This window comes from Flavobacterium geliluteum (assembly GCF_017948595.1).
Lineage (GTDB): Bacteria > Bacteroidota > Bacteroidia > Flavobacteriales > Flavobacteriaceae > Flavobacterium > Flavobacterium flavipigmentatum.
The window spans coordinates 18716-31451 of sequence record NZ_JAGFBV010000030.1 but is presented as its reverse complement, the minus strand read 5'-3'; the positions used below and the strand labels follow the sequence as shown (position 1 = coordinate 31451).

The 12736-nt window shown below is 34.9% G+C and carries 14 protein-coding genes and 1 tRNA gene; 7 read left to right on the top strand and 8 right to left on the bottom strand.

Translation table 11 applies throughout. The features are described from left to right. Positions 1 to 135: 135 nt before the first annotated feature. The 4 genes from J3495_RS16080 to J3495_RS16065 form a co-directional block, all read right to left on the bottom strand. Positions 136 to 1011, bottom strand: coding sequence for a cation diffusion facilitator family transporter (locus J3495_RS16080; protein ID WP_210667561.1), 876 nt, complete (start codon positions 1009 to 1011; stop codon positions 136 to 138). 100 nt (positions 1012 to 1111) lie between these two features. After that, a complete protein-coding gene (murA, locus tag J3495_RS16075; RefSeq protein WP_210667560.1) occupies positions 1112 to 2425 on the bottom strand; it encodes a UDP-N-acetylglucosamine 1-carboxyvinyltransferase in 1314 nt (437 codons plus the stop codon). Between the two features lie 111 nt (positions 2426 to 2536). Further along, entirely contained in the window at positions 2537 to 3259 is a 723-nt protein-coding gene (locus tag J3495_RS16070; RefSeq protein ID WP_210667559.1) for a DUF4290 domain-containing protein, read from the bottom strand. Positions 3260 to 3262: 3 nt separating this feature from the next. Then, on the bottom strand, positions 3263 to 3559 hold the full coding sequence (locus tag J3495_RS16065; protein WP_210667558.1) for a DUF493 family protein: 297 nt from the start codon (positions 3557 to 3559) through the stop codon (positions 3263 to 3265). Positions 3560 to 3990: 431 nt separating this feature from the next. On the opposite strand from J3495_RS16065, the gene J3495_RS16060 reads away from it, so the two are divergent. The 5 genes from J3495_RS16060 to J3495_RS16040 all read left to right on the top strand — a co-directional run bounded on the left by J3495_RS16060 (position 3991) and on the right by J3495_RS16040 (position 8575). Continuing rightward, positions 3991 to 4524: an AAA family ATPase gene (locus J3495_RS16060; RefSeq protein ID WP_210667557.1), complete on the top strand. Its 534-nt coding sequence runs from the start codon at positions 3991 to 3993 to the stop codon at positions 4522 to 4524. Between the two features lie 66 nt (positions 4525 to 4590). Beyond that, complete coding sequence (locus J3495_RS16055) at positions 4591 to 6486, top strand: RecQ family ATP-dependent DNA helicase (RefSeq protein WP_210667556.1); 1896 nt, start codon at positions 4591 to 4593, stop codon at positions 6484 to 6486. Continuing rightward, a complete protein-coding gene (gene fmt / locus J3495_RS16050; protein WP_210667555.1) occupies positions 6486 to 7433 on the top strand; it encodes a methionyl-tRNA formyltransferase in 948 nt (315 codons plus the stop codon). Before J3495_RS16055 ends, fmt begins: the two co-directional genes overlap by 1 nt. 181 nt (positions 7434 to 7614) lie before the next feature. After that, entirely contained in the window at positions 7615 to 7887 is a 273-nt protein-coding gene (locus J3495_RS16045) for an HU family DNA-binding protein (RefSeq protein WP_031456994.1), read from the top strand. A 127-nt stretch (positions 7888 to 8014) separates the two neighbouring features. Beyond that, positions 8015 to 8575, top strand: a complete 561-nt coding sequence (locus tag J3495_RS16040) for a YqgE/AlgH family protein (protein WP_210667554.1) — start codon at positions 8015 to 8017, stop codon at positions 8573 to 8575. Here J3495_RS16040 and J3495_RS16035 read toward each other — a convergent pair. Continuing rightward, positions 8572 to 9411 (bottom strand): aminotransferase class IV, encoded by an 840-nt coding sequence (locus tag J3495_RS16035; protein ID WP_210667553.1) that lies wholly within the window; start codon positions 9409 to 9411, stop codon positions 8572 to 8574. The genes J3495_RS16040 and J3495_RS16035 overlap by 4 nt on opposite strands. A 54-nt stretch (positions 9412 to 9465) precedes the next feature. Continuing rightward, positions 9466 to 9858, bottom strand: a complete 393-nt coding sequence (locus tag J3495_RS16030; RefSeq protein ID WP_134142468.1) for an START-like domain-containing protein — start codon at positions 9856 to 9858, stop codon at positions 9466 to 9468. A 153-nt stretch (positions 9859 to 10011) separates the two neighbouring features. Here J3495_RS16030 and J3495_RS16025 point away from each other — a divergent pair. Next, a tRNA-Met gene (locus J3495_RS16025) sits at positions 10012 to 10085 on the top strand. Positions 10086 to 10380: 295 nt separating this feature from the next. Here J3495_RS16025 and J3495_RS16020 read toward each other — a convergent pair. Both J3495_RS16020 and J3495_RS19380 read right to left on the bottom strand, forming a co-directional pair. Beyond that, entirely contained in the window at positions 10381 to 10890 is a 510-nt protein-coding gene (locus J3495_RS16020) for a hypothetical protein (protein ID WP_210667552.1), read from the bottom strand. Positions 10891 to 10904: 14 nt separating this feature from the next. Next, the gene (locus J3495_RS19380; protein WP_317192646.1) at positions 10905 to 11990 is read right to left on the bottom strand and encodes a recombinase family protein; all 1086 of its coding nucleotides are present in this window, start codon (positions 11988 to 11990) and stop codon (positions 10905 to 10907) included. A 2-nt stretch (positions 11991 to 11992) separates the two neighbouring features. On the opposite strand from J3495_RS19380, the gene J3495_RS16010 reads away from it, so the two are divergent. Further along, positions 11993 to 12304 carry a hypothetical protein gene (locus J3495_RS16010; protein WP_210667550.1) on the top strand — a complete coding sequence of 104 codons (312 nt, stop codon included), beginning with the start codon at positions 11993 to 11995 and terminating at the stop codon, positions 12302 to 12304. Positions 12305 to 12736 lie beyond the last annotated feature (432 nt).

The window sequence follows — 12736 nt, the reverse complement described above, 5'->3', positions numbered from 1 at the left end:
GCAAAAGATATAGCGGATAGCCCGGCCGAAGGTAACCCCCATAAAAAAATCCGTTTACTCATGATAGAATAAACGGATTTTACTTTTTAATCTACTAAAGAAAATCTTAGTGACTTACAACCTTAGAATCTTTTATCAATGATAATCGTCTGGCTCGATATGAATGAGCACATTGCCCAATTGAGGAATTTTTTCTTTTAAAGTATCTTGCAACTGATGTGACAGATCGTGGCCCGCTTTTACTGATATTTTTGCCGAAACTATAGCGTGAAGATCTACATGATAACGCATTCCGGCTTTGCGGATAAAACATTTTTCGGTACCCAAAATACCGTCAACAGTTAATGATTTTACGCGAATTTCTTCTACTAAATCATCGTTTAGATGTTCGTCCATGATTTCGCCAAGAGCGGGTCTGAAAATTTTATAACTGTTGTAAAGTATAAAAAAAGCAGCAAAAAGTGCTGCCCAATCATCGGCAGATTCATATCCTTTTCCCATAAAGAGCGCGATCGAAATTCCGAGAAACGCTGCTACAGAAGTAATGGCGTCACTACGATGATGCCAAGCATCTGCGGCCAAAGCAGAGCTATTGGTTTGCTTGCTGCGTTTCATGACCAATCTAAAAGAGTACTCTTTCCAGATAATAATAGCGCCCAAAACATAAAGTGTCCACGATTTTGGTAAATCATGCGAAGTTTGAATGTTGGCAATACTTTCGTAGCCAATAATCGTTGCCGATGTAATTAAAAAACCTACAACCAAAAAAGTAATGAGAGGTTCTGCGCGACCGTGCCCATACGGATGATTTTCGTCAGCCGGTTTATTAGAATATTTGATTCCGAATAACACAAGGAAAGACGAAAATATATCTGTAGTCGATTCTATGGCGTCTGCAATCAGGGCATAAGAATTGCCAAAAAAACCTGCAAAGCCTTTTAAAATGGCTAAGCAGGTGTTTCCAGCTATACTAAAATAGGTAGCTTTTATAGCTTTTTGTTCGTTTGTCATTTAGACTATTTTTGAACTAAATTTATTTTTCTTTTGCCACGAATTTCACAAATTAGAGCTTAAAAAATTACTGTGATTTATGAAATTCGAAGCCGCTATTTTACGCTCTCACGATTTTTGCTCCAATAGCTCTCAAGCGCTCGTCGATACGCTCGTATCCACGGTCGATTTGTTCTATATTCTGAATTGTACTTGTTCCTTTTGCAGAAAGTGCAGCAATTAACAATGAAATACCGGCACGAATATCTGGAGACGACATGGTTGTCGCTTTTAGTTGAGACTCAAAATTATGCCCCATAACCACCGCTCTGTGCGGATCACATAACATGATTTTTGCTCCCATATCGATTAGTTTATCGACGAAAAACAAACGGCTTTCGAACATTTTCTGATGAATAAGAACATCTCCTTTTGCCTGTGTTGCCACGACCAAAACAATACTTAGTAAATCAGGCGTAAATCCTGGCCATGGTGCATCGGCAATGGTCAATATAGAACCATCTATATCTGTTTTTACTTCGTAGCCGTTTTTGTGAGCAGGAATGTAAATATCATCGCCACGTCTTTCGATCGTAATACCTAATTTTCTGAAGGTGTTTGGAATCAAACCTAAATTCTCCCAACTCACATTTTTGATGGTAATTTCGCTTTTTGTCATGGCTGCAAGACCAATCCAAGAACCAATTTCAATCATATCCGGCAAGATTGTATGTTCGCATCCAACAAGGCTTTCAACACCTTCGATAGTCAGTAAATTTGAACCCACTCCGGTAATTTTAGCCCCCATTGAGTTTAACATTTTACACAATTGCTGCAAGTAAGGTTCACAAGCTGCGTTATAAACCGTTGTTCTGCCTTTTGCCAAAACAGCAGCCATTACAATATTGGCTGTTCCAGTTACAGACGCTTCATCAAGCAACATGTCTGTTCCTGTAAGTCCGCCTTTTGGAGATTCTACACCATAAAAGTGATCTTCTCTATTGTATCTGAATTTTGCTCCAAGATTAATAAAACCTTCAAAGTGTGTATCCAGCCTGCGACGGCCAATTTTATCACCACCCGGTTTTGGGATATATCCTTTTCCGAAACGAGCCAAAAGAGGTCCAACAATCATAATAGAGCCACGAAGTGCTCCGCCCTCTTTTTTGAAAGCTTCGGTTTCTAAATAGCCAACATTTACCTCATCAGATTGAAATGTAATCGAACCTGGTTCATTTTTTTGAATTTTAACTCCTAAATTACCCAACAAAGTGATTAATTTATTGATGTCAATAATATCGGGAATATTATTAATTTTTACTTTTTCGCCTGTTAAAAGCACCGCACATAAAATTTGTAATGCCTCGTTTTTAGCACCTTGTGGCGTGATTTCTCCTTTTAAAGGAATTCCTCCTTCGATTTTAAATACTCCCATATTCTTTTTTTAAGGTTCTTCTTTTAAAGTTGCTAAGGTTCTGTGATTCTAAGATTCTGAGCTATGAAATAACATAGAAACTTAGTCACTTAGCGCCTTAGTCCCTTTTTTTTATTTCTGATTATTATTTTTCTGAAAAGGCTTTGGCTTTCCTGGTCCTTTATTATTTTTATTGCTTTGAATTTTTGGTGGTCCTGCAGGTGCAATTTTATTTGAAATTCGTTTGTTGGTACGCAACAAATCTGTCGTATTCAGAAGCTCTTCTGTGCTTTGCAACAGGTTGATTTTGCCACCTGACAATTCAAATAAATGTTCAAAAATCACATCGTCTTTTACCGTGTCTTTGTTCCAGCTCAAATACGATTTTTTCATGTGATTGGCGATTACCAATACTAATGCATTTTTCATTTCGCCGTCTTCCCATTTGTTCGCAACATCAATCATATATTTGATATTGTTTCCGTAAAATCTGTATTTTGGAAAATTTTGAGGATATTGTAAAACGTCTGGCTTGAGTTGTAAAACTTCACGAGACGGAATAGGATATGGCGAATCTACATTGAGTCTAAAATCAGACATGATAAAAAGCTGATCCCATAATTTATGCTGAAAATCGGGCACGTCACGCAAATGCGGATTCAGGCTTCCCATTACTTGGATGATGTATTTTGCCGCTTTATTTCGCGTCTCATCATCTTCGATAGCAGTAGCCTGATCAATCAATTTTTGCAAATGACGACCATATTCCGGAATAAGTAAATGTTGTCTTTCAGAATTGTATTCTAAATTAAAAACAACATCATTTGCGTTTTCTTTTTTATATTTTTCGACCATAATTTATAATGAAACTATACCTTCTATTGTAGAGACTTCTTTGTATTTGCCAATCACTTCATCAGCACTATTCATCGTTACATCTACAGAAACGCTGGTAAATTTACCTGTTTTAGATTTTGTTGTTTTGATAACCGCTCCCATGTTGTCAAAAGCATTCTCTACTCTCTCGACATTATCACCTACTGAAGGCATAATAAATTTATACAAATATTCTGCTGGCCAAGTATTTGAATTGTCCAACTCCACTTTTAATCTTTCGTAAAATTCGGCGGTTTTTTTTTCTTTATCGTTATCCATTCTTAATTAAAAATAAAGGCAAATATACGGTTTTGGTTTCAGACTTTTTAGATTTTTTATTTAGAAAAAAGAGGCAATGTTACAAAGGCTCAAAGGGGAAGAGAAAAAAACTTTGCAACGTTATTTCGCTGTAAAATTTACTCTTATAATTGGAGAAAATTCAAGAATCAACTAAATATTGAAACACCTGCAAGGTTTTCTAAAACTAACAGGAGAAAATAACGATTGAGATGCCTCCAAAAACAAAACCATTTTTGCTATCTAGCCCTGATGGGAGCGGAAATCCTTTTGTTTTTTCCTTTAAAAAGCAAAAGATTTTAGCGAACAGCAGGAACCCACATCTACTAAAATTGCGAAATCATTCGCTTCTAACAAAAAATTCTTTTCAAATACGAATAAGTTTAGGTAAATTTGCGCTTTATTTTAAGAAAGTGCAAAAACAAATCATAGTACTCATTGGTGGCCCGGGAACGGGAAAATCTACTCTTATCAACGAATTGGTAGCTCGTGGCTACTGTTGTTATCCTGAAATTTCCAGACAAGTGACTCTTGAAGCGCAGCAACGCGGCATCGATCAATTGTTTTTGGAACAGCCTTTATTGTTTAGCGAAATGTTGCTGGAAGGACGCATCAAACAATTTGAAAATGCTCTTGAAGAACCACACAAAGTCGTTTTTATAGACCGTGGAATTCCTGATGTTGTGGCTTATATGGATTATATTGGCGATAATTATCCGCCAAATTTCATAGAAGCATGCAAGGATTTTAAATATTCTAAGACTTTTATTTTACCTCCCTGGGAAGAAATTTACGAGAGCGATACTGAGCGTTACGAAAATTTTGAACAGGCATTGACGATACAAAAGCATCTTATTGACACATACAATAAATACGGTTACGACTTAATCGAAGTGCCTAAAGATACGGTAGAGAACAGAATTCTTTATATCTTAGATAAAATTTAGGCATGTGTTTAAAGTTGTAAAACTAGAAACTGATTTCTAAATTTTTTAACTTTAAAACAAAACCCCATGTCCAAAGCGCAAGAGATTCTTTTAAAATACTGGAAACACGACCGTTTTAGGCCACTGCAGGAAGAGATTATCGACTCTGTTTTGGATGGTCAGGACACTTTTGCTTTGCTGCCAACCGGCGGCGGAAAATCGATTTGTTTTCAGGTTCCCGCCATGATGCAAGACGGAATCTGCCTGGTAATTTCGCCTTTGGTCGCTCTTATGAAAGATCAGGTAGCAAATTTGCAAAAGCGTGAAATAAAAGCTATCGCGCTGACAGGCGGCATTCATACAGAAGAAATTATTGACCTGCTAGATAATTGTCAGTACGGAAATTACAAGTTTTTATACCTTTCACCAGAGCGATTGCAATCAGATTGGATTCTGGAACGCATTAAAAACCTTCCTATCAATTTGATTGCCATTGATGAAGCACATTGTGTTTCGCAGTGGGGACACGATTTTCGCCCGGCTTATTTGAAGATTTCAGAACTTAAAAAACATTTTCCTAAGATTCCGTTTTTGGCTTTGACCGCTACCGCGACTCCCAGAGTGATTGAAGATATCAAAACTGAGTTAGGATTGAAAACACCTGTACTTTTTCAGCAATCTTTTGAAAGAAAAAATATCGCTTACATGGTTTTTGAAGTCGAAGACAAATTGTACCGAACAGAACAGATTTTGAAGAAAAATCCGCAACCTTCTATTATATATGTACGAAATAGAAAATCATGCCTGAACATGTCGACACAATTACAGTCTTTAGGTTTTAAAGCAACTTATTATCATGGCGGCCTTTCGGCTAAAGAAAAAGACAAAAATATGCAACTGTGGATGTCCGAACAAGTGCAAGTAATCGTAGCCACAAATGCCTTCGGAATGGGAATTGACAAAGACAACGTAAAAACCGTTATTCATACCCAACTTCCGGAAAACATCGAAAATTATTATCAAGAATCTGGAAGAGCGGGACGTAATGGCGAAAAAGCGTTTGCTGTTTTACTGACAAATCCCTCAGACAGCAATCAATCTGAGCAGCAGTTTTTGAGCATTTTGCCCGACAAAAAGTTCCTAAATGCGATTTATATCAAACTTTGCAATTATTTTCAGATTGCTTATGGCGAAGGCTTAGACGATTCTTTTTCTTTTAAACTGAATCATTTTTGCCAAAAATATGACTTTCCGACACTAAAAACGTATAATGCGTTACAATTTCTGAATCAGCAAGGCATTATCACCATGTCTCAGGAATTTTCGGAAAAAATTACAATGCAATTTTTAATTGAGTCTAAAGAAGTCATTCGGTACATGAGCCTGAATCCGAATGACGAAGAAATTATTCTGGCCATTCTTCGTACCTATCCTGGAATTTACGAAATGAAGACTCCTTTTAATCTTTCGCTTATTGCGAAAAAATCTAATCATACCGAGCAACAAGTGAGCGGAGTTTTAGAAAAATTAAAAGAAAAAGACATCATCGATTATAAAGCAAAAAATAACGATGCTACGATATTATTTAATGAAGTTCGGGAAGACAACCTTACCATCAACCGAGTTTCTAAATATTTGGAAAAACAAAATCAATTAAAAAAAGACCAGCTTTTATCGGTTCTTTATTATGTTAAGGAGCAAAAAACCTGTAAAAACAGATTGATTTTGGATTATTTTGGAGAAAAAACTACCGAAAATTGTGGTGTCTGCTCCTATTGCATCAGGCAAAAAGGTAAAATTAACGATGCCGATTCGGTTCCTGATAAAATTTTGCTTTTACTAAAGAATGCATCCCTGACTTCGAGAGAAATTCAAACCAAAATAAAAATGGATGCCGGTGACGTTATTCTGGCACTTCAGGAATTATTAGAAAACAATTACATTATCATACAACCCAATAATACATACACTTTAAAATTATAATGGAAAAATTGAGAATTATATTTATGGGAACTCCAGAATTCGCTGTCGGAATTCTAGCTACCATCATCAAAAACAATTACGATGTCGTAGGCGTTATTACCGCTGCTGATAAACCGGCGGGTCGCGGGCAAAAAATAAAATATTCGGCTGTAAAAGAATATGCGCTGGCAAACAATCTGACTTTGTTACAACCCACAAATCTTAAAGACGAGAATTTCCTTGCTGAATTGAAGGCATTGAATGCTAATTTGCAAATCATAGTTGCTTTTAGAATGTTACCAAAAGTAGTTTGGGAAATGCCAGCTTTAGGGACTTTTAATCTTCATGCATCGCTATTACCTAATTACAGAGGAGCCGCCCCGATCAATTGGGCTATCATAAATGGAGAAACCAAAACCGGAGTTACCACTTTTTTTATTGATGATAAAATAGACACCGGTGCCATGATCCTAAATTCGGAAATTGGCATTGATCCAGACGAAAATGCGGGACAATTGCACGACCGCCTGATGAATTTGGGAAGTACAACTGTTATTGAAACCCTGAAAATAATTGAAAAAGGAAATGTCTCCACGACGATTCAACAAGAAGATGCAGAAATAAAAACAGCGTATAAACTAAACAAAGAAAACTGCAAAATTGACTGGACAAAATCGGGCGAGGAAATCAATAATCTGATTCGTGGCTTGAGTCCTTATCCAGCTGCCTGGTGTTTTCTTAAAGACAAAGAAGAAGAATTAAACATCAAAATATACGAGGCAAAACTTGTTCTGGAAGAACATTCTTATGAGATCGGAAGCTTAATTAGCAGCAAAAAAGAGATTAAAATTGCCATTAAAGAAGGCTTTATTGAAATTTTAAGTTTACAATTACCAGGCAAAAAGAAAATGAAAGCATCAGAATTGCTAAACGGAATCATTTTTCAGGAAACTGCAAAAGTCTATTAACACCAACAAAACAGGGGTTTCTACCTGTATTTGGTGATAAAACTGACGGTGTTATGAACAAAAAAAGCAAGTTATTAACAATTATTGCTAAATTTAGAGAAAACACTTGCAAGGAACGGATTTCCTCCTAAATTTGTGTATTAACAATTTTTTTTAACCAACAATTAATAACTAAATTATTATGAACAAATCAGAATTAATCGATGCTATCGCTGCTGATGCAGGAATCACAAAAGCTGCGGCAAAATTAGCTTTAGAATCATTTTTAGGGAACGTAGGTACTACTTTGAAAAAAGGTGGAAGAGTATCATTGGTAGGTTTTGGATCATGGTCAGTATCTGCTAGAGCTGCTAGAGACGGTAGAAATCCTCAAACTGGAAAAACTATTCAAATCGCTGCTAAAAATGTTGTAAAATTCAAAGCTGGAGCTGAATTAGAAGGTGCAGTAAACTAATACTTAGTTTATTAAACTTTTAATATAATCAAAACCTTCCATTCGGAAGGTTTTTTTTATGCAGTTTATTGGTTTTCTTTGGGTTTTTAAAATTTTTATTATTAAATTTAATAAAAATTGTAGCCGTATGATTTCAGAAAAATTAAAAAAAGGACACCTGCTTATAGCCGAACCTTCGATAATTGGAGATTTATCATTTAATAGATCGGTAATTTTATTAGCAGACCATAACAAAGAAGGATCAATAGGTTTCATTATCAATAAGCCATTAAAATATACCATTAATGACTTAATTCCTGAAATCGAAGCGACCTTTAAGATATATAACGGAGGACCTGTAGAGCAAGACAACTTGTATTTTATTCACAATATTCCTGATTTGATTCCGAATAGTGTTGAAATTTCAAATGGCATTTATTGGGGAGGTGATTTTGAATCCACGAAGGACTTAATAAATAACGGATCTATTAGTAAAAATAATATCCGCTTTTTCTTAGGATACACCGGTTGGGACGAAAACCAGCTTGAAAACGAAATGCAAGGCAACTCTTGGATCATCACCAACAATAGTTATAAGAACAAGATTATCGGAAAATCTACCACTCATTTCTGGAAAGAACAGATTATTGAGCTTGGCGGCGATTATCTAATATGGTCTAATGCCCCTGAAAACCCTTATCTGAATTAATTTTCAGATAGGGATTCATTTAGCTTTTGCAATAATAAATGCGCCAAATCAGTTTTAAATTCCTTTTTTCGATATTGGGTTATCGGCTGTATTCCTGTGATTACATTTGTCAAAAATAACTCATCTGCTTTTTGAAGATCAAATGGAGAAATAACTTCTTCAACAACCTCTAAGTCTTTTATTTTTTTAGCCAAAGCTAAAATTTGTTTACGCATCACTCCATTCAGACAACCTTCTGAAACAGGCGGTGTAATAAGTTTTTTCTCCAAAACCATAAACAAATTACCTTGTAGCGCTTCCACAACGTTTTTAGTATCATTAAGTAAAATACAATTATCTAAACCATTTTCGTGTGCAAAAATACTACCTGTAATATTGATCATTTTATTGGTCGATTTTATAGAAGACAGCAATTGTTTTGAAACATAGAAATCTTTGTACAAATCGACCTCGTAAGCATTTGTATGCACAGGATACAAAGTATTTTCGAGCGAAGACGCCTGTATTAAAAAAGAAACCTCGTTTGTAAGAGGCAAATACAAACCTCCGTCGTTGCGAAAAACAGTAATTCTTGCTCTTGCAGAATCGGAAACAGTATTTTGCTGCACCAATTTCAAAATTTGCTCTTCGAGGTATTCCATGGTAAAATTCATCGGAATTTCCATTCTAACTACACGCATTGCAGCCATTAATCTAAAATAATGGTCTTCAAGAAATAGTATTTTGCTGTTAATAATTTTCAGTGTTTCAAAAACGCCATCTCCGTACAAAAAAGCACGATTTTGAACCATTATATTATCATTTTGCGCTACTATATTTCCGTTAAAATTAATCATAAAAAAAACCTGAATTTCGTTCAGGGCAAATATAAGGTATAAAATAGACTTTTACTAAACAGATCCTATAAGATGTTTCAAGTCTGATATTTGATTCTCCCACAATTGTTTAGCCTCACCTATTTCTTCTTTTTCTGCAAAATCTACCACCATCAGTGAGACATCTTTGGTAAGTTCATCTACCAAGATATGTAATTCAAAAAAATATTCTGTGTCCTTGCTGCTTTCATCAACCCATTTAAATTTTACTTTTTCACCTGTTTTTTTAGATGCCAGACGCGCTTTTTCTTGCGAATCGTTCCAGATAAAAGTAAAGAACTCACCTCTAGAATTTACATTATCAGCAAACCACTCTGATAATCCAGACGGAGTTGATATATATTGATACAATAATTGCGGTGAAGAATTGATCGGAAACTCGATTTCGTAACGTATTTTTGAATCCATGGACTACTTTAAATTTTTTTGAAATATAAGAATATATGTTCAAAAAAAAAGCTTTTTTAAAAATATTTTTTTTTCTTCAATTTATGCTTGTTAGCTATAATATAATTTTTATATTTGCACCCGCAATGAGGGATTCATTCCTGATGAAGTCTTGGCGAGGTAGCTCAGTTGGTTAGAGCGCAGGATTCATAACCCTGAGGTCACGGGTTCAACTCCCGTCCTCGCTACTAAACTGGTAAGATATCATAATGATGTCTTACCAGTTTCTTTTTTATACAATACGATAAAAATCAAGGCATTACAATCATATATTCAGCAAATGATTGTTAAGAAGCTTGAATACTTTACAGTTTTAAAAAAAATAAAAATTTTATTCTATTTTAAAATCAAAACACTTATAATCAGGTAATTATATAAATAAAGTCAAATTTATCTGATATTTTAGTTCGACATTCCTGTCAAGGTACCTAAAAAGTATCGAACCCGACATAATTAATTGATTATAAGTGAAATAAAATGCCGCTAATTTTTGCTTTTACCCTTAAATAAGGTAAAAATTACCCTTTTTAAGAAAAATATGATCTGAGAAGCTATTTCAGGTGTAATAATTTCATTTTTAACGACAGCTTTAGCGATAACTTTCAAATACTTTTCTTCAGAAATTTTAGTAGCTACTTCGAAATAATCTTCTTGGATTGGGCTTGTCAAATTATACTTTAGGTTAAAAATGATTTTCATTGGCTGATTGACCATAGTTTCAAAATTATCTGGAATTACTTTTACAGGGAATATGAGAGCAATAAGTTGTCTTTTAGATAAAGTGTCTGCTTTTTTATAAAACTCATATATCCCATTTAGTGGAGAATTTTGGTTTAGCATACCTGCAGGAGCAACGGAATTTATAGCAAGCTGTTGCAGTTCTTTAATCCCAGCTTTGATTTGGTCTTGGCAGTGTAATCTTATTGTCATATAATCATCATAATCAATATCTCCTTTAGAGAATAAATCGCGTGCATTGATTATCCGATCCAATAATTTCTCTACTCTTAAGGTAAGCTGAGATTGATCTGACGAGTTTTTTTGTAGCCCTCACAGGATATATCTTTTAAAATCATTTCAGATAATTCAGTATAAGGTTCCCGGGCTTTTAATTTTTTTAGAAAAAGTAAAAATTGCTGGTTTACACTATCGGCTCTCGTTCTGAATTTACAGCCTAACGAGCAATGATAGTAATAATATTTTTCCGATCTTCCCATATAACCGCTTCCTGTCAGTGTTTTTCCGCAGTCGGGACAAAGCAGAAAGCCTCTTAAAATAAGATGGTCACTTAGGACTACTTTTCTGGATGCTTTTTTTCTTCTTTTATTTAATATCTCTTGTACCTTCTCAAATAATAATATTGAAATAAGCCGCTCATTGATGCCATCGTTAACATATCTCTTTTCTATTCCAAATTCAGGAATAATTATTTGCCCACAATAAACAAGATTTCTTATTAATGTACTGAAATTACTCCTGCTGCATTTTAGCCCAACCGAAACAACGTGTTTATATATGTAATTAATGCTATACTCATCTCTGCCTATCATCTCAAAAGCGCTGCGCAGTAATGATGCCTCTGGTTCTTGCAGTGCGATATATTTCCGACCTGTCATTGATTGCCGATTTTGGTATCCTAATGGAGCCTTACCCATCCATTTGCCTTCTTGCTTTGCTTTATGGATGCCCAAGCGAACGCTTTTGCTTTTCCTGTCATTTTCTACTTCGGATGTCGCAAGATACATGGCAAGCATTATCTTGCTTTCCGGAATTTCCAAATCAATAGGCTGGTCAATAGCTTGCGGATTAATCCCAAGCTTTTTAAGCTTTTGAATCATATAATAAGCATCGGCAATATTTCTGCTAAATCTGTCCCAACTGGTAAATAACACAAGATTTACCGCTGTATTTTTTGTTTTAAGGATTTCGAAAAATTTCATCCATTGAGGTCTATTGAAAGTTTTTGCGGAAAAATCCTGAAAAACCGTATCAAATACCTCAATATTGTGCAACAAGCAATATTTCACAAGTCTTTCTGCCTGGCTTCGCTGTGAATATCCTTTGACTGCCTGCTCATCTGTACTTACCCTTATATATGGGAGATTATGTATATATCGAAAACCAAAATCACAGAAGTAGTGATAGCGATATTATAGGAATAATAAAAAGTATTCACTTGGATTACAGCGAAGAGCTGGAAATCAAATACAACACCTTAAAGAAAGATTTATCTGAAAGTGGCTTAACCCTCAAGTCGGCAAGTAGCAAAGAAATTGCCTACACACTACAATCAGAAATATTTCAAGACGAAAAAAACAAAGGATCATTGCGAACCAAAGATCATTTAATAAGGCTTTTTAAAAGCAAAGGAAGTAAAAACCCTACATCCAAAACCAAAAGGAAATGAAAAGGATGTTGACGTTCTTGCATCAAAAGCAATATGATAAATATTAATAATCAATCCTAACAAGGATGACCATAGAAGCCAGCTGGCAAGGCTATCTACCAAAGTAACTTAAGATAAACATTCATCTCTTGAAACAGAGGTGATTGATATAGATACAGTTAACCAAAATGAGATTTTGAAAGCTACGATGGTTCTCTGCCAAAAATATTATTTACAAGAAGGTGTAATTTTGATATTGCATTAACAGGGTCTAAAATTCAAACCGTTTGTGCAAGTATTTTTGCAGGAGTAAACAAAATTAATAACGGTTGGTATATAAGTCCTAAAGAGTGGAAATCTAATGCATTTTCTTCAGGAATTTCAGATACGTTTATTTATCTCGTTAGCAATTTCTAAAAACAAATAATATAATTTCCTTCGGTAATAACTATT